This window comes from Flavobacterium sp. ASW18X, assembly GCF_005144745.1.
Taxonomy (GTDB): domain Bacteria; phylum Bacteroidota; class Bacteroidia; order Flavobacteriales; family Flavobacteriaceae; genus Croceivirga.
Map to the genome: position 1 here is coordinate 39,883 of NZ_SWKK01000004.1, position 18,376 is coordinate 58,258.

The following is an 18,376-nucleotide window of genomic DNA, read 5'->3' on the forward strand; positions in this document are numbered from 1 at the left end:
ATGGATGTAGAAAAAAAGATTACTGCACTTAGAGAGGAGTTAAGAGCGCATAATTACCAATATTATGTTTTGGACCAACCATCAATATCAGATTATGATTTTGATATGAAGTTGAAAGAGTTACAGGCATTAGAGGAGGCGCATCCAGAGTTTTTTGACGAAAGCTCACCAACTTTACGCGTGGGTGGCGGTATTACTAAGAATTTTGATACCGTGGTTCATGATTACCGCATGTATTCCTTGGACAATTCTTATTCTAAAGAAGACTTAGAAGATTGGGAAAAACGTATACAACGCATTTTAGGTGATGCTGAAGTGAGCTATACCTGTGAGTTAAAGTATGATGGTGCTAGTATAAGTTTAACATACGAAAACGGCACGCTAGTACGGGCAGTGACTCGTGGAGATGGTTTTCAAGGAGATGACGTTACTACAAACATTAAAACGATTAAGTCTGTACCTCTTAAGTTGAAAGGAGATTACCCTCCAAAGTTCCACATTAGGGGCGAAATTATTTTACCCTTAGAGGGTTTTGCTCAGATGAATCAAGAGCGATTAGAAAATGGAGAAGAACCCTATATGAATCCCAGAAATACGGCCTCTGGAAGCTTAAAGTTACAAGATAGTAGTTTGGTAGCGCAACGACCTTTGGAGTGTTTGTTGTATAGTATTGTGGGCACCGATTTAAATTTTGATACTCAGTTTGATATGCTAGAGAAAGCCAGGGCATGGGGCTTTAAAGTGCCTACGGTGGCTAAATTGTGTAAATCTACCCAAGAAGTGATGGATTTTGTTGCCTACTGGGATGTACATCGTCACGATTTACCTTATGAAACCGATGGTGTGGTTATTAAAGTAAACAATCTTGTGCAGCAAGAAGAACTAGGGTACACCTCCAAATCGCCTAGGTGGGCTATGGCATATAAATTTAAGGCAGAACAAGTGGCTACCGTCTTAAAGCAAATTACTTACCAAGTGGGGCGAACTGGCGCCATTACACCGGTTGCTAATTTAAATCCTGTTTTACTTGCCGGTACAACAGTAAAACGAGCATCACTACACAATGCTGACCAAATTGCAAAATTAGATGTAAGGGAAGGGGATACGGTATTTGTTGAAAAGGGAGGTGAAATTATTCCGAAAATTATCGCAGTTGATTTTACCAAACGAAGTTTGGACTCGGAGCCTACTCAATACATACAACAATGTCCGGAATGCGGTACCGAGCTATTACGTAAAGAAGGCGAGGCTCAGCATTTTTGTCCAAACGATATGGGGTGCCCACCCCAAATTACAGGAAGAATACAGCATTTTATTAGTCGTAAGGCTATGGATATAGAGGGTTTAGGAGGGGAAACAGTAGACTTGCTGTTTAAGGAAGGTTTGATACGTAATTACGCAGATTTGTACACACTGAATAAGGAACAACTATTGCCTTTAGAACGAATGGCCGAAAAGTCTGCTGAAAATTTGGTTAAGGGTGTGGCTGCATCTGTGGCTATTCCGTTTGAGCGGGTTTTGTTTGCTTTGGGGATTAGGTATGTTGGGGAAACCGTAGCTAAGAAATTGGCAAAAGCTTATAAAAATATAGATGCTTTAATGGCGGCTACGGAAGCGCAGTTGACTGCCATAGATGAAATAGGTACGCGTATTGCTAAAAGTGTGGTATCATTTTTCTTAGACCCACACCATCAAGAGTTGGTGGCAAGATTAAAGTCTTATGGATTGCAGTTTTCCTTGTCAAATGAACAACTGCAAAACCAATCAGATACACTAAAAGGGCAAACCTTAGTGGTTTCTGGAGTGTTCCAAACATTAGACCGCAATCAACTTAAGAAAATGATAGAAGATAATGGAGGTAAGGTAGGGTCGTCTATAAGCTCAAAAACTTCCTATCTAGTGGCTGGGGATAAAATGGGACCTAGTAAACGTACCAAAGCAGAAAATTTAGGTGTGCCTATAATAAGCGAACAAGATTTTTTAAATATGCTTTAGGGTATGGAAGAACTGTTTAATCCTGAAGCCTATAGAATGGTGCGTAACATCATGATAGGTTTTGCTATTTTTTACGTGCTTTTTGAGGTGGCGCTAAATCTTAACGAACTAGAGGATGATACCTCTAATATTATTTTGCTAGACGCTGCCAAAAAACAGTTTTTCTTCATCCCATTTGCATTAGGTGCAATTTTGGGGCATTTATTTATTGGTACTACAAATAAGGCATTCTATATAGGGGACGGCTGGCCTGTTTATATTTTGTTCGCTTTAGCTATTATTTGCACCATCATAGGGTATAAGGTTGAATTTAAAAAGCCTTTATGGTTTTTATGCTTATTACTATTGTTAGGACTAGCTTACGGTCATTTTTTATGGTCATTAAATTTTGATTAAGATGAAGTTGAGATTCTTTCTGTTACGTCATTTAAAGGCTATTAATACCATTCGCTTAATTTTAGCTATTCTCTTTGGGGTTATGGTTGTTCTAGATATCATTCTTGTAATATTGGGGGATGAATTTCCCACGTTTAGTGAGGTGGTAGAACACAATCGAAGCGAACTGATTTGGTTGAACTTTCTGCTCTCAGGACTTATAGCCAAAGTATTTTTTAATAGAAAAGTGACGGTAAAGAAGAAAGAGATTTCTGGTTTCTTTGGTTTTTTAGCTATGCTTATTCTTTTGTTTGCAATTGGGCAAATAGAAGATTTACAAATTGAGCCATGGTTACAAGTGTTAATTATGTTTTGCGGTGGCTATTTAGGGCACCGCGTTTGGCCACAATATGTTTTTGAGCCAGAAGATGTACAAGAAGTGTTAGAAAAACAAAAAGATGAAAGTACCCGTTAGTTTAGAAGTATTTAAAGACACCTTGGATGCTGATGAGCCTATAAAATCTTGGCCAAATTATTTACAGGCTTTATGGTGGGCCTGTAATGAGAATTGGAAAAATGCACATGATTTGGTAGACCAGAGTACAGATGCCACTAGTAAATGGGTACATGCTCATTTACATAGAGAAGAGGGTGACCAATGGAATGCTAATTATTGGTATCGCCAAGCAGGTAAGACCATGCCAAATATTAGTATACGAGAAGAAAGAGATACAATAATTGCTGCTTTGTTGAAGACTAATTAGCTAATTGGGTTAGGTATATACCGATTAAAAGACTGCCAATATTTATCCTTGTAAACTGTGTATTTTAGTTCCAAATCATCACTATTTTTGCAATAACGGTTCAACACTTTAGAAACTCTTCTAAAATCCTTACAAGCAAAAAAGATTTCTCTTAAGTGGTCTGCTGTTTCCCTACCAATATTTAAATATCCTTCTTCATCTTTTAATTCTTCTAAAATAGCATCCTCTAAACCATTCATCATGTCTAAACATTTTTGATTAGGCATACCATTTTCTAAAGCTTCTTTATAATTAATAGAGAACGTTGCAATCCAAGGATGAGAGGCTTTACTGTCCCAATTAAGTAAATCCATATTTACAACGGCAATAAGTGGATTACCATTTTCAAGTGTTGCTTCTAAAAGAGAATAGTTATCCGTATCAGTATTACGTCTGGTTCCTGTATATTTCTCTATAAATTCTTTTTCTCTCCAGATTAAGAAATCTTTTAATTTGTTAATTGGTACGAGTTCTTGGGATGCTTGGGATGGGTGAATAACTGTAATGTCATCAATTAAAGTTATAAATTTTAGTTCGCCAATATAATTATCTAGATAAAGACAAACCCCTTGGAAAATAGCATCTTTAGTTTCCTCAGAAAAATCTTGGTGCGTTACGGTAATGCTTATTTGGTCTGGATAGCTAATGTCATCAATGCTATAAAAATTTAACTTCACTGCACTGAAAGAAAATCCATCTTTTTCCAACGTTGATTCACCTTTTATGGATGGAGGCTTTAAAGCTGTAAATCTCCAATTAGGTAATTCTGGAGCTTCTGCAATTAGTTCTTCTACAAACACTACATTTTTAACGATACCATCTGGAGTTAAAATGAGCTCAGCCGTGGTATCATTATACATACCACATAAAAACCATATCCCTGGATGTATAACTTCTAATTTAGGAGATAGCTCGTCAAAAAACACTTTAGTAATATCACCATTAGCTGCTATAACTTTGTAGAAGGTCTCCTGGTGTTGTGTAAACCAGTTCCAAAAATCTTTGTAAGTAGTGAAAGGTTGTTCTATAACTGTTTTGCTAGTTATGGCATTGTTAAAGAGCTTTTTAAAGAAACTCATAGACTAGTTTTATACATTTAAAAATACTAACGTTTAAATATAAGTATATATTATATTAATGAGCTAAGTGTAGATTATTGTAATTGTGTTTCGAAATTATCATGATAAGATTTAGAATTTCTTCTAAATGAACTTAGTAGCTCATACAATTAGATTCTTTCCTTTTTCTTAGATTAATAAAAGCTTATGGCTATTTGCATTTTAAGATTATATTTCTTCAATTTTACAGATAATAGTCCTCTTGTCAATTAGCTAAAAATCATTTGTTTAAGGGTGTTAATCTAAGTTTGTATAGGAATACTCGTGGTTTTTATTTGTAGTACAAATCCACCCTAAAATGAAAAAGAAAAGCCGGGGGAGTTAAATGCTTTTCTTTATACGATGAACAATTCAAAACTAATTTAATTTCAACTTACATAATAATTTTCTTACAAATTTTAAGATTTAATTACGAAAATAATTTACAGTCTAGTTGTTTCTATGTTGCACACTACAGGAAAATGGTCTGATGAATCAGGGAAAGCTCGGTATATTTTTTCGCCATTAGTTAGGGAATCTATAATTTTTCCATTAGCAATCCAATCTTTCCTGTTTTTACTGTATAAAATATGGTCTATCCATGCGCGTTGGTATTGGTTATTAAAAATGGGGTCTTTAAAACTTGCGGTATAAAGGCTTCTAAAATCCAATTCTTTTTGGTCTTCGGCAGATAAACTATCAAACATTACATTGCCCAAGGTTTTTTCTGGTTGCCAAATACTACCCATAAGACGTTCTACACCGCTAGCGCTGATTTTCATTTCGCTGGTGTCAAAACCAGGACCGTCATTAATATCACCGCAAATAATGATAGGGATGTCTTTTGTGGTAGCATCTTCTAAATAATCATCTAAGAAGGCACATCGCAATTGATAGCATTGGGCCACAATTTTTTTTCGATTTCCATCAGCTTTTGCCCACCACTTAGACCATTCCATTGCGTTGAATATTCCTTTGCTCTTTAAGTGTACACCTACCACTCTAAAGGCTTTTTGGTTGGCCGTATGTATCGTTGCATAAAGTGGTCTGCGTTCAAATTTGTGTTGTTCTTTTAAGCCATCATTATCAGTATCCATAAAAAAATCATCCGTAGCCGCTCGGAGTGGTTGTGCCAAAGGGTCGTTCAATAAATCATGCCATGTTATAGGATTTGCTGCAAATAAGTTGTTATCTGTTTTAATAGCAATGCCAATACTTTGTGCTCCAGAAGATTGTACCTCGCACTGCCAATCCCCTTGTATATCACTATCAAAGAATAATTGTAGTTCTTCTTTTTGGTTAGGACCTTCTACGAGCACCCAGATATCAGCATCAATATCATGAATAACACCAGCCAAATCTCTACGCCGGTTTTCAATTTTTTGTTTTGTCATGTAACCTTTGTGGTTGTTGGGATGAAATTGTGGTGGATTTCCTGTAAACAATTCGTTCATCCATTCGGCATTCCAAAGTGCGAATTTTAATGTAGCCATGGCAATTATTATGTGTTTAGTACTGTGGGGAAATTTATTAGTCTAAATATAAGAGAGTTGTGTTAAGCTTGTGCAAGGAGAAGGTTAGAAAATGAAAATTTCAATTTGTTGTATTTGTAACAAAATGTGTAATTATTTAATTTAGGCTTTCCTGTAACTTCGCACAGTGCTTTGAGCAGAATATTTACATTTGCAGTAATGGCATAGTTAAATAGTAAAGTGTGTTCAAAGTAATCCAAGATAAATTTAAGATTAAGTCCGCCAAAAAGTTTGTGGAGGATAAGCTTAATCAAGAAAGTTCATTGAACAATAAAAAAGGCATTGGTAATGTGGCGTGTATTGTAGACATGGACCAATTTAATAACGCAGAGATTTTTAAGGAGCTTAAAAACACCTTGGGATTAAAACCCAATGCGGTACAAATTATTGGTTATAAGAGAGGGAAAGATAAAAACGGTATGTTCTCAATTCCTTTTTGCACTGATAAGGATTTGGGATGGAATGGCTCTGTTGAAAATGGCGATTTTTCTGAATTTATGGGTAGACCTTATGATGTGCTCATAAATTATTTTACAGATGATAGGTTGTTTTTAAAATTGATGTCGTTACATGTAGATGCTCGAATAAGAGTAGGTTTGGTAGGTGGTGACAACGCCTTGAGCGATTTAATTCTTGGAGCGCAAATGAACGATTATAACACGTTCAAAAACGAACTAAAAAAGTATTTGACAATATTAAATGAAATTTAAGCCATGGAGCAGTTTATTGGAACAGGTGTAGCGTTGATAACTCCATTTACCTCAGATTTAAAGGTAGATGTACCGGCTCTGGAAGCCTTGGTAGAATACAACATTGCAGGTGGTACAGATTATTTGGTAGTTTTAGGAACTACTGCGGAATCCGTTACACTTTCCAACGAGGAGAAACAATTGGTGATGCAAACCGTTTCTAAAGTAAATGCAGGTCGCTTACCTTTAGTGGTTGGGGTAGCTAGTAATAATACAATGGCATTGGTAGAAGAATTGCAAACCTTAGATTTTATAGATTACCAAGCCATATTATCGGTGTCACCTGCTTACAATAAACCTACACAAGAAGGTATTTATCAGCATTTTAAAGCGGTATCCGAGGTAGCGCCACTACCTATTATACTGTACAATGTACCTTCTAGAACAGGTAGTAATATGTTGCCAGCAACAACGTTGCGTCTAGCAAGAGATTTTGAAAATATTATTGGTATAAAGGAAGCAATTGGTGACCCTAAACAAATAGATCAGTTGATACAAGATAAACCAGAGGATTTTTTAATCATTTCTGGGGATGATTTTACTGCGTTACAAACCGTTTTAGCCAGTGGTAGCGGTGTGATTTCTGTCATTGGACAAGGTTTGCCCTCTCAATTTTCCAAAATGATAGCACTTGGTTTGCAAGGAGATAGTGAGCCAGCCTACGCTATCCATCAATCGCTCTTAAGTGGAATGCATCTTATTTTCGAGGAAGGTAACCCAGCTGGGATAAAAGCACTTTGCGCGCAACAAGGTATTGGAAGTACCAATGTGCGTTTACCATTAGTGTCGGCTAGTCAGGAATTACAACAAAAAATAGCACAGTTTTTAAAGACGACACAGCAAGTACCTGCCTAATGCGTTAAAATTTGACTAAAACTTAAGAGGCAACTAGGTTGCCTCTTTTTTTTGATTCTAATTTGTGTTTTATAAATCCGTTGATAATCACTAATTTTGCAGAATGTTTTGGAAAAAGAGCACTAATCTTATTATAGCGTTAATGGGCGCTATCGTACTAACCTCTTGTAACGAGTACCAAAAAGTACTTAAGAATGAAGATGTTAAAGCAAAGTACGATTTAGCAGAGCGTTACTATAATGAAGGAGATTTTAAAAGAGCTAACCGCTTGTTTGAGCAAATAGCTCCAAAATATATAGGTAAACCGCAAGGAGAACGAGTGATGTTCTTTTTTGCAAATTCTTATTTTAAAACAAAACAATATTACTTGGCAGGATATCAATTTGAACGTTTTATCAAATCCTATCCACAAAGTGATAAACTACAAGAGGCCTCTTTTTTAGAAGGTAAGAGCTACTATAAAATGTCTCCAAAATATTCATTAGATCAAACAGATACAGATAAAGCCCTTGCTAAATTGCAGAATTTTATCAACACGTTCCCAGAATCAGAGTACTTTGAGGAGGCCAATAATATGGCGCAGGAGCTTACTACTAAAAAGCAGAGAAAAGAATTAGAAATAGCCAAACAGTTTGATAAATTGGGAGAATTTAACTATCCCATTTTGATATCTTCTATGACGGCTTTTAACAATTTTATCACAGATAATCCAGGTTCTGTTTATCGTGAAGATGCTTTTTATTACAGATTAAAATCTGCAATGACTTTGGCTGAAAACAGTGTCGCAGTAAAGCAAGAGGAGCGTTATCAGGAAGCTTTGGACTATTATAAGGCGTTATTAAAGTCTTACCCAGAGACCAAGTATAAGAAGGAAGTTGATAAGTTTTACGAAGTATTAAAGGAAGAACTGAATCTAGAACAAGAGGAAGTTGCTAAATAAAAGTTAGATTGTTACACATGAAGGATTTAAAAAATACCAACGCCCCAGTATCTACGGTAACGCACAACCGTAACGAGGTAGATACAAGAACAGAGAATATCTACGAGGCTATTTCTATTGCCTCTAAAAGGGCAATCCAAATCAACTCAGAAATAAAAAAAGAGTTGTTAGAGAAGTTAGAAGAGTTTGCTACGTACAGTGACAGCTTAGAGGAGGTTTTCGAAAACAAGGAGCAAATAGAGGTTTCTAAGTTCTATGAGAAGTTACCTAAACCACACGCTTTGGCTATCCAAGAGTGGTTAGATGACAAAATCTATTATAGAAATACAGAGAAAGACGCATAAATGTTAAGCGGTAAAAAAATCCTTTTGGGGGTAACCGGAGGGATTGCTGCATACAAAACGAGTTTTTTAACACGTTTATTGGTAAAAGCTGGCGCTGAGGTCAAGGTAGTAATGACCCCTAGCGCCAGCTCTTTTGTTACGCCTCTTACCTTGGCTACACTATCTAAAAACCCAGTACAGTTAGATTTTATTAATGAGGAAGATGGCGCTCTATCTTGGAACAACCATGTAGATTTGGGCCTTTGGGCAGACCTGATGCTTGTTGCTCCCGCAACCGCAAATACCTTATCTAAAATGGCTAGTGGTCGTTGTGATAATTTATTAATGGCTACTTACCTTTCTGCTAAGTGTCCTGTGTATTTTGCCCCTGCGATGGATTTGGATATGTACAAACATCCAAGCACCAAACAATCTTTAGATACTTTAATAGCTTTTGGTAATATTCTTATTCCCGCAGAAGAAGGGGAACTGGCAAGTGGTTTAAGTGGACAGGGAAGAATGGCAGAGCCAGAAAATATTGTTGCATTTATCAATGCACATTTAAAACAAGGTTTGCCTTTGCATGGTAAAAAAGTCTTAATTACTGCAGGGCCTACCCATGAGGCTTTGGATCCTGTTCGTTTTATAGGGAATAAATCTACTGGGACAATGGGTTTTAGACTAGCGGAACAAGCCGCTCATTTAGGGGCAGATGTAATTTTGATAGCCGGTCCAACCGCATTACAAACAACAACTTCGCATATACAAGTAATACGAGTAACTTCTGCAGAAGAAATGTACAATGCGGTACATCTATACTTTCAAGACGTTGCTGTGGTTATTAGTGCTGCTGCAGTTGCAGATTATAGACCTAAAACCATCGCAGTACAAAAAATCAAAAAGAAAGATGGCGAACCTATGGTACTAGAGTTGGAACGTACCAAAGACATATTAAAATCTTTAGGAGAGGCTAAAAAGAATCAGTTTTTAGTTGGTTTTGCTTTAGAAACCCAAGATGAAATGATGAATGCTAAGGGTAAACTAGAGCGTAAGAATTTGGATGCTATTGTTTTAAATTCTTTAAATGATGCTGGAGCAGGATTTGGCACGAATACTAATAAAATTACTTTTTTAGATAAGAATTTAAAGGTAAAAACGTTTGATGTAAAGACAAAAGCCCAAGTAGCTATAGATATTTGGGAAGAAATTATCCAGAGAATACATGCGTAGCTTTCTTATTTGTTTGTTTACTTGTTTGCTGAGTTTTGTGATAAAAGCACAAGAGCTTAATTGCGAAATAACCATTAATTCTGACCAAGTTGGGCAAACCAATCAACAGATTTTCAAAACCTTAGAACGGAGTTTAAACGATTTTGTAAACAAGAATAAGTGGACCAATAGAGTATACGGCGAAAATGAGCGCGTAAACGCACGTATGTTTATCACGGTAACCAATTACGAGTCGGACCGCTTTGAGGCAAACCTACAAATACAATCTACACGTCCTGTTTTTAATACTTCTTATGAGAGCCCAGTCTTTAATTACAAAGACAACGCTTTTAATTTTCAATATCAAGAATTTGAACCTCTAGTGTATAATCCTAATACTTTTGAAAGTAATCTAGTGGGCGTTATTAGTTATTACGTTTATGTAATTTTAGGTTTGGATGCAGATACTTTTGCTTTACAAGGTGGCGACGATTTTTATAGACAAGCCAGAAACATAGTGACACAAGCACAAGGAAGTAATTTTGCAGGATGGGATCAAGATAGTGGTCAGCGTACACGGTTTGAATTGATAGATAATTTATTATCTAACACTTTTAGAGAGTACCGTATAGCTATGTATAATTACCATAGAAAAGGACTAGATATTTTAGGGGATAATAATAGTACTGGTAAGCAAATAATAGCAGGGAGCTTGCGTCTTTTTGAGACATTGATAAAAAGAAGACCAAATGCGTTTTTAATACAAACTTTTTTTGATGCTAAATCAGAAGAAATACAAAATGTTTTTTCTGACGGACCAAAGGTAGATATCGTTAAATTAAAAGAAACTTTAAATAAAGTTGCACCTTTCTATTCTAATACTTGGAATCAGATAAAATATTGATGCCAATTAAGTTGTATGCTTATCTTTGCGATTCAAAATATAAATTGAATTGCTTACCCAACTCACAATAAAAAATTACGCGCTAATAGACGACCTAAATGTTGGTTTTGAAAGCGGTTTTACTACCATCACCGGAGAAACTGGAGCCGGTAAATCCATCTTATTAGGGGCTTTGTCTTTAGTATTAGGCAAAAGAGCAGATTTAAGCGCCCTAAAAAATCAAGATAAAAAGTGCACTATAGAAGGCACTTTTGCTATCAAAGCTTATCAATTAGAAGGCTTTTTTAAAGAAAACGACTTGGATTATGAGGAGGATTCTATCTTGCGTAGAGAAATTTTGCCCAGTGGTAAATCTAGAGCATTTATAAACGATACTCCTGTTACTTTAGGTGTGCTTTCTAGTTTAGGAGAATTACTGGTAGATATCCACAGTCAACACCAAACCATGCAATTAACAGAAAACGCCTTTCAGTTTAAGGTGGTAGATGCGCTTGCAGGGAACCAAGCGGAATTATTGAAATATCGAAAGGAACTAAATGAGTATCGCAAACTAGTAAAAGCATATCAAGAGCTACTCCAGTATCAAACGGAAGCTTCTAAAGAATTAGAATACAATACATTTTTATTAGAAGAATTACAGGCTGCACCACTAAAAGAAGGAAAGTTAGCTGAACTAGAGGAGGAATACGAGCAACTAAGCAATGTTGAGCAGGTACAAGAATGGCTAGCTCAAGCACATCAAGTTTTAAATGACGAACAAATAGGTATGGTAAACACTGCAGCAGGTTTACAACAAGCCTTGCAGAAATTAGCCACTTTTGGTCAGCAATATGGAGTACTTAATAATCGGGTACAATCGGTAGCCATAGAGCTTGCAGATTTAGCATCGGAAATAGAAAAATTGAATGATACTATTGATGCTGACCCAGAGCGTTTAGAAATCGTAAACGGGCAGATGCAACAATTGCATACCCTTCTTAAAAAGCATCAAGTAAGTTCAGAAGAAGAATTACTGGCACTTAAAAAAGATTTGGAGGAGAAAGTTGATATTTCTTTAAATATAGATCAAAAAATTACCGCTAAAGCCAAAGCAGTAAAGGAGCAAGAATCTATTTTAAATACTATATGTACCTCATTACATCAAAAAAGAAAAAAAAGCATACCCATTTTAGCAAATACGCTTCAAGAAAAGATAGCCTCTTTAGGAATGCCAGCAGCGACGTTTAAGATAGAAATAGTACCTGCGGAAGACTTTAAAAGTAATGGAAAGGATGAACTTGTTTTTCTTTTATCTTCTAACAAAGGTTCTGCCTATGGCGAATTAAAAAAAGTAGCATCTGGGGGTGAATTGTCCCGAATTATGTTGGCAATAAAATCCATATTAGCATCTTATGAAAAACTACCGACGTTAATGTTTGATGAAATAGATACAGGCGTGTCAGGAGAAATTTCTAATCGGATGGGAGAAATTATGAAAGAAATGGGAGCTTATATGCAGGTTTTTTCTATTACACATTTACCACAGGTAGCTGCCAAGGGTAAGCAGCAATACAAGGTATTTAAGCAAGAGGTAGGGGATACCACCACAACACAAATGAAGCGTTTAGAAGAAGAGCAACGCATTGCAGAATTAGCAGAAATGCTAGGAGGAAAGCAATTTTCTTCTTCTGCAATGGAACATGCAAAAGAATTATTGGCTAATGCATAAGGCAGCTTTTTTGCAGGTCAAATTAGTATATTTACAACTTAAACCAACAAAAATCACACATGGGTTATAACTTATTAAAAGGTAAAAAGGGAATTATTTTTGGTGCGTTAGACGAGAATTCTATCGCTTGGAAAACAGCTGAACGTGTGCATGAAGAAGGCGGTTCCTTTGTGTTGACCAATGCGCCTATAGCAATGCGTATGGGGCAGATTAATGAATTGGCTGCTAAAACTGGTTCAGAAATTATACCTGCAGACGCTACCAATGAAGAAGATTTAAAAAACTTGGTAGAGAAATCCATGGAAATCCTTGGTGGTAAACTAGATTTTGTACTACACTCTATAGGAATGTCTGTTAATGTTAGAAAAGGCAAGCACTATACAGATGAAAAGTATGATTGGACAGCCAAGGGTTGGGATGTGTCTGCGCTTTCTTTTCATAAAGTAATGCAATCCTTGTTCAAAGCAGATGCTATGAACGAATGGGGTAGTATTGTAGCATTAACCTATATGGCTGCGCAACGTACATTTCCTGATTACAATGATATGGCCGATAATAAAGCTTACTTAGAATCTGTAGCGAGAAGTTTTGGCTATTTTTTTGGTAAAGAAAAGAAAGTAAGAGTAAATACCATCTCTCAATCTCCTACGCCAACAACAGCGGGTCAAGGTGTTAAGGGGTTTGATGGTTTTATTTCTTATGCAGAAAAAATGTCTCCTTTAGGTAATGCAACAGCGCAGGATTGTGCAGACTATACTGTAAGCTTGTTTTCTGATTTAACTAAGAAAGTAACCATGCAGAACTTGTTCCATGATGGAGGCTTTTCTAACGTAGGTGTTAGTCAAGAGGTGATTGAAGAATTTAGCAAATAATTTAGCATAAGCGTTAAGGAGCCATCCATTTTTATGGATGGCTTTTTACTTTTTAGACCATGGAGTCATTATATTATTCTTTTATTATACCTGTATACAATCGCCCAGACGAGGTGCAAGAGCTTTTAGAAAGTTTGGCTAAACAAGAATACGGTAAACCTTTTGAAATTGTTATTGTAGAAGATGGCTCAACAAAAGACAGTGCTGCTGTAGTGGAAGCATTTACAGAGCAATTGCAAATTAGTTATTACCAAAAACCTAACTCCGGACCGGGAGATTCTAGAAATTACGGCATGCGTAAGGCTAAGGGAAATTACTTTATTGTTTTAGACTCAGATTGTATAATTCCACCACAGTATTTAATGGAAGTAGAAAAAGAGCAAAATACCCGTTTTGTGCATTGTTTTGGCGGGCCAGATGCGGCACATGAGTCTTTTTCTAAAATACAAAAAGCAATTAACTATGCTATGACTTCCGTTTTAACAACAGGTGGCATACGGGGTAATAAAAATGCGGTGGGTAAATTTCAACCCCGTAGTTTTAATATGGGTATTTCTAAACAAGCTTTTGAGGCTACTCAAGGATTTGGCAACATACACCCTGGAGAAGACCCAGATTTAACTTTTAGAATTTGGAACGCGGGCTTTGAAACTCGATTGTTTTCAGAGGCATACGTTTATCATAAACGTAGAATAGACTGGGACAAGTTTAAGTTACAAGTTCAGAAATTTGGCATGGTAAGACCAATTTTGAATAAATGGCATCCGAACACGGCTAAAATTACATATTGGTTTCCTACGGTATTTTTCATATTTAGCATTTTAGCCGTGTTTGCACCGCTATTTGGCTTTTACCTACCCTTAAAAATGCTTGCTTCCTATTTTATAGTATTATTTGTAGAATCATTAGTAAGGAATAAAAATTTAGAAATTGCTTTTTTATCATTGTATGCGGTAATAATTCAATTTTTTGGGTACGGTTGGGGCTTTTTAAAATCCACCTTGTTGGTTAACTTTAGCGGTAAAGAACCAGAAGAGGTTTTTCCTAAACTATTTTTTAAGAATTGAAAGCAACAAAAGACATAAAAAAATTAGTAGATAAACGTAAGTTCAAAGTATTTTCTTTGTTTTTGCTTTGTTCGTTTTTTGCATGGGCTATTAATAAGCTTTCTGGAGCATACGAGTCTAGTGTAAGTTTTAATGTTGCCTATACACAATTACCAGATAGTTTAATGTTACCCCCAGATGCCCAACCACTAATCCCTGCCAAGATTAAAGCTAGTGGCTTTAAATACTTAGGATATGCCATGAGTGCTAAAGAACTTCAACTGAACTTAAGCCAATTAAGAGAAGGGCGTACTGGTTTTTATTTAACAAATGCAGAAGTAAAAAGACAAATAAATCAACAATTACCTAGTAACATTGCCTTAATAGATATTTTAGAGGAAGAGCATCAGGTAAAAGCTATGCTGGTAGATGCTAAAAAAGTACCAGTTATATTAGCTCTAGATTTAAGCTTAGCCCATAACTTTATACTGGAAGAAGAAGTGAAGTTGGTGCCAGACAGCGTTTTAATAAAAGGTCCAAAGGTAAAACTCGATAAAATACATAAAGTAGTTACAGAAAAACTTGAATTGCAATCGGTAAATCAAAATTTTAAGAGGGAAGTAGCTTTAAAACCTATAGAAAATGGGGAGAATCTGGAAATTGCTGCAACTTCTGTAACGGTAAAAGGAAAGGTGGTTCGTTTTTCAGAAAAAGAGTTTGTAGTGCCTATTAGTCCTTTGCATGTACCAGACGGATATCAATTAAAGATGTTCCCCAATACCGTTAAATTGGTGTGCAAAGCAAGCGTAGATAAGCTTAAAGAAATTACTGAAGAAGATTTTGAAGTTTTTGTAGATTACAATTCAAAAAACGAACAAGAAGAACAAACCTTATACATAGAGTTGGGTAAAGACCCAGAAGGCGTGTATTCTGTAAAGTTGGTACAGAACAAGGTAGAATTTGTTTTAGAGAAAGAATGATTGTAGGGCTAACAGGAGGTATAGGTAGTGGTAAAAGCACGGTAGCCAAAATGTTTCAAGAATTAGGCATTCCTGTTTACATTGCAGATGAAGAGGCCAAAAAACTGATGCATACCCAACCAGAAGTCAAATCTGCCATTATACATTTATTGGGCAAAGATGCTTATTTAAATGGTAGGCTCAACAGGGCCTACATTGCAGATAAAGTATTCACAAATAAAGGATTGTTACAAGAATTAAATGCTATAGTGCATCCCGCCGTTCGTACTCATTTTTTAGAGTGGGTAAAAAAACAAGAAGCTCCATATGTGTTGCAAGAATCTGCTTTAATATTCGAAAACAATAATGAAGCTAACTTTGATGCTGTAATTTTAGTAACAGCGCCAGAGGAAGTAAGGTTAGCACGGGTAGTAAAAAGAGACCAAGTAGCTCTAGAGAAGGTAAGGGCACGTATGGCTAACCAGTTAGCGGAAGCAGAAAAAAAAGATAGGGCCACTTTGGTTATTGAAAATACGCTTCTCTCTAAAACCAAGGAAAAAGTTGCCAAAATACATCTAAATCTGTTAAAACAAGCTAGTTGCGACTAAAACTTTAACATTTTTGTTAAGGTTAGGTTAAACGGACAAGTCCCGAAATGTTAAATTTCTAATTTTGACTAAATGAACAAGAGAAAGTTTATTCTACTGGTCATTTTGATGAGCCTCTCGCTTGTTGGTATTATTTCCGTTCAAGTATATTGGATAAAGAAATCAGTATCAGATAAGCAAGAGCAGTTTTCAAATACTGTGGAGGATGTTTTAGATAAAGTTGCTGAACGGGTAGAAAGTAGAGAACGAAAAGACTACATGGATCGTTTGGTAGATTTAATAGACAGTGTAGGAAAACCAAAGACCTCTCACTACAAAAGCATATTTTTTGTAGATAGAGATTTAAATTCTGATGAGATGAAATTCTACTCCCATGGAATTTTGGAAGAAGGGTACGATATCTCATCCATGTTCTTTGACAACGCTTTAGATGACACGACTACGATTAAGAATTTTACTAGTAAGCGTACGACGACGATACTTAAGGAAGATTTTGGTTTAGATGGTAAGCGTTATGCGCTAACCCCTATACAAAAGGTAGAAAAAATTGGAGGTCTTAGTGCTGTAGATAAAGCTGCTTATGAAGATGTATTTATGGAGCAGGCCAAGCTAGTGCCAATACATGAACGTGTTTCTAACCAGGAACTGCAGCTATCACTACAAAAAGAACTAGAAGACAGGGGTATTGATATTGAATTTGAATATGGTATTTACAGCAAAGGTTTCCCTACAAAAGTGAGAACCAAAGGTTTTAAATTTGATAGAGGTACCATTTACGAAACACCAATCTTTAGGGATAGTGAAGGCGTTACTAACTTTTCTTTATTACTGACATTTCCAGAAAAGAAAAAGTTTTTGTTGAATAGTATCATGTCTATGGCCATCTTATCCTTATTATTTACTTTGATAATTGTGCTTGCATATTCTAGTGCTATTTATCAATTAATACAGCAGAAGCAAATTTCTGAGATTAAGTCGGACTTTATCAACAATATGACGCATGAGTTTAAAACTCCTATTGCTACAATTAATTTAGCGGTAGAAGCCATACGTAACCCTAAATCCATTACAGATCAAGAAAAAGTATTACGGTATTTGGGTATGATAAGAGATGAAAATAAACGTATGCATGCTCAGGTAGAAAATGTTTTGCGTATATCTAAATTAGAAAAGAACCAGTTAGATATAAGTAAGGATAGGGTAGATGTGCACGACATAATAGAAGATGCAGTGACCCATGTAGATTTAATAGTGCAAGATAGAGGGGGTTATATTAATACGCATTTAGATGCAGCAAGAACGGAGATATTGGCCAATGATATGCATTTTACCAATGTTATTGTAAACATGTTAGATAATGCCATAAAATATTCTCCAGAAACTCCCAAGATAGATGTGTATACAGAAACGGTAAAGAACCATATTGTTATTAAGGTGCAGGATCAAGGGTCGGGGATGAGTAAAGCGGTGCAAAAGAAAGTTTTTGAAAAGTTCTTTAGAGAGCATACAGGGAACATACACAACGTAAAGGGCCATGGTTTAGGATTGGCTTACGTTAAAAATATAATTGATGATCATCAAGGTGAGGTCTATGTAGAGAGTGAAAAAGGGAAGGGAAGTACCTTCTACATAAAATTGCCTTTAATTTAAACGTTATGGAAACAGAGAATAAAAAAATACTTTTAGTTGAGGATGACCCAAACTTTGGAATCGTGTTGAAGGATTACCTTCAAATGAATGATTTTGATGTGGTTTTGGCCAAGAATGGAATGGAAGGTTTTGAAAAGTTCAAAAAAGACAATTTTGACATCTGTATCTTAGATGTAATGATGCCTTATAAGGACGGATTTACCCTTGCCAAAGAAATTAGAGAAAAGAATGAAAATGTACCTATTGTCTTTTTGACCGCAAAGACAATGAAAGAAGATGTACTAAAAGGGTACAAAGCTGGTGCAGATGATTATCTTAATAAACCTTTTGATTCGGAAGTATTGTTGATGAAGTTAAGGGCTATTTTACAGCGTAAAGCGTCTAGCACTTTAGCAGACAGCAAACAATTTGAATTTAAGATAGGTAACTTTCATCTTAACTCAAAGCTTCGCTTTTTAAAATATATGGAGGAAGAGCCTATTAAACTTTCGCCAAAAGAAAATGAATTACTGCGTTTGTTAGCTTTACATGAGAATGATTTGATGCCGAGAGAACTGGCGTTGACAAAAATTTGGAGAGATGACAATTACTTTACTTCTAGGAGTATGGATGTTTACATTGCCAAATTACGTAAGTATCTTAAAAAAGATGATGTTGTAGAAATACTTAACATTCACGGAGAAGGTTTCCGATTAGTGGTTAAAACTGAAGATGAAGCTGCTAGTTAATAGTAAAAAATAGGATAAAGATG

General features: G+C 35.9%; 19 protein-coding genes. 17 read left to right on the forward strand and 2 right to left on the reverse strand.

Features of this window, described 5'->3' with window-relative positions; all coding sequences use genetic code 11:
- From ligA to FBT53_RS02935, 4 genes are read left to right on the forward strand one after another with little or no spacing between them, the layout of a single operon-like run.
- Positions 1–1,995, forward strand: coding sequence for an NAD-dependent DNA ligase LigA (gene ligA / locus FBT53_RS02920; RefSeq protein WP_136949678.1), 1,995 nt, complete (start codon positions 1–3; stop codon positions 1,993–1,995).
- A gap of 3 nt (positions 1,996–1,998) precedes the next feature.
- Positions 1,999–2,391, forward strand: a complete 393-nt coding sequence (locus tag FBT53_RS02925; RefSeq protein WP_136949679.1) for a hypothetical protein — start codon at positions 1,999–2,001, stop codon at positions 2,389–2,391.
- Between the two features lies 1 nt (position 2,392).
- Positions 2,393–2,845: a hypothetical protein gene (locus FBT53_RS02930; protein ID WP_136949680.1), complete on the forward strand. Its 453-nt coding sequence runs from the start codon at positions 2,393–2,395 to the stop codon at positions 2,843–2,845.
- A complete protein-coding gene (locus FBT53_RS02935; RefSeq protein ID WP_136949681.1) occupies positions 2,829–3,134 on the forward strand; it encodes a hypothetical protein in 306 nt (101 codons plus the stop codon). The genes FBT53_RS02930 and FBT53_RS02935 overlap by 17 nt, the downstream gene beginning before the upstream one ends.
- Here the strand turns inward: FBT53_RS02935 and FBT53_RS02940 are convergent.
- Together FBT53_RS02940 and FBT53_RS02945 are read right to left on the reverse strand one after the other, a co-directional pair.
- The gene (locus FBT53_RS02940; RefSeq protein ID WP_136949682.1) at positions 3,131–4,252 is read right to left on the reverse strand and encodes a DUF695 domain-containing protein; all 1,122 of its coding nucleotides are present in this window, start codon (positions 4,250–4,252) and stop codon (positions 3,131–3,133) included. The two genes, FBT53_RS02935 and FBT53_RS02940, sit on opposite strands and share 4 nt — an antisense overlap.
- Positions 4,253–4,713: 461 nt before the next feature.
- On the reverse strand, positions 4,714–5,763 hold the full coding sequence (locus tag FBT53_RS02945) for a hypothetical protein (protein ID WP_136949683.1): 1,050 nt from the start codon (positions 5,761–5,763) through the stop codon (positions 4,714–4,716).
- Between the two features lie 221 nt (positions 5,764–5,984).
- On the opposite strand from FBT53_RS02945, the gene FBT53_RS02950 reads away from it, so the two are divergent.
- The 13 genes from FBT53_RS02950 (at position 5,985) to FBT53_RS03010 (ending at position 18,353) form a co-directional block, all read left to right on the forward strand.
- Complete coding sequence (locus FBT53_RS02950) at positions 5,985–6,512, forward strand: hypothetical protein (protein ID WP_136949684.1); 528 nt, start codon at positions 5,985–5,987, stop codon at positions 6,510–6,512.
- 3 nt (positions 6,513–6,515) lie between these two features.
- On the forward strand, positions 6,516–7,406 hold the full coding sequence (gene dapA / locus FBT53_RS02955; RefSeq protein WP_136949685.1) for a 4-hydroxy-tetrahydrodipicolinate synthase: 891 nt from the start codon (positions 6,516–6,518) through the stop codon (positions 7,404–7,406).
- A 103-nt stretch (positions 7,407–7,509) separates the two neighbouring features.
- Positions 7,510–8,346, forward strand: coding sequence for an outer membrane protein assembly factor BamD (locus tag FBT53_RS02960; protein WP_136949686.1), 837 nt, complete (start codon positions 7,510–7,512; stop codon positions 8,344–8,346).
- Between the two features lie 17 nt (positions 8,347–8,363).
- On the forward strand, positions 8,364–8,690 hold the full coding sequence (locus FBT53_RS02965; protein ID WP_136949687.1) for a DNA-directed RNA polymerase subunit omega: 327 nt from the start codon (positions 8,364–8,366) through the stop codon (positions 8,688–8,690).
- A complete protein-coding gene (coaBC, locus tag FBT53_RS02970; RefSeq protein ID WP_136949688.1) occupies positions 8,691–9,899 on the forward strand; it encodes a bifunctional phosphopantothenoylcysteine decarboxylase/phosphopantothenate--cysteine ligase CoaBC in 1,209 nt (402 codons plus the stop codon).
- On the forward strand, positions 9,892–10,782 hold the full coding sequence (locus tag FBT53_RS02975) for a DUF4835 family protein (protein WP_136949689.1): 891 nt from the start codon (positions 9,892–9,894) through the stop codon (positions 10,780–10,782). The genes coaBC and FBT53_RS02975 overlap by 8 nt, the downstream gene beginning before the upstream one ends.
- A gap of 49 nt (positions 10,783–10,831) precedes the next feature.
- Positions 10,832–12,490, forward strand: coding sequence for a DNA repair protein RecN (gene recN, locus FBT53_RS02980; protein WP_136949690.1), 1,659 nt, complete (start codon positions 10,832–10,834; stop codon positions 12,488–12,490).
- 59 nt (positions 12,491–12,549) lie between these two features.
- A complete protein-coding gene (locus tag FBT53_RS02985; protein WP_136949691.1) occupies positions 12,550–13,362 on the forward strand; it encodes an enoyl-ACP reductase in 813 nt (270 codons plus the stop codon).
- 59 nt (positions 13,363–13,421) lie between these two features.
- Entirely contained in the window at positions 13,422–14,429 is a 1,008-nt protein-coding gene (locus FBT53_RS02990; protein ID WP_136949692.1) for a glycosyltransferase family 2 protein, read from the forward strand.
- Positions 14,426–15,388 carry a YbbR-like domain-containing protein gene (locus FBT53_RS02995; RefSeq protein ID WP_136949693.1) on the forward strand — a complete coding sequence of 321 codons (963 nt, stop codon included), beginning with the start codon at positions 14,426–14,428 and terminating at the stop codon, positions 15,386–15,388. Before FBT53_RS02990 ends, FBT53_RS02995 begins: the two co-directional genes overlap by 4 nt.
- Positions 15,385–15,975, forward strand: a complete 591-nt coding sequence (gene coaE, locus FBT53_RS03000) for a dephospho-CoA kinase (RefSeq protein WP_136949694.1) — start codon at positions 15,385–15,387, stop codon at positions 15,973–15,975. Before FBT53_RS02995 ends, coaE begins: the two co-directional genes overlap by 4 nt.
- A gap of 72 nt (positions 15,976–16,047) precedes the next feature.
- A complete protein-coding gene (locus FBT53_RS03005) occupies positions 16,048–17,625 on the forward strand; it encodes a sensor histidine kinase KdpD (protein ID WP_167988038.1) in 1,578 nt (525 codons plus the stop codon).
- Between the two features lie 5 nt (positions 17,626–17,630).
- Positions 17,631–18,353, forward strand: a complete 723-nt coding sequence (locus FBT53_RS03010; protein ID WP_136949695.1) for a response regulator transcription factor — start codon at positions 17,631–17,633, stop codon at positions 18,351–18,353.
- Positions 18,354–18,376 lie beyond the last annotated feature (23 nt).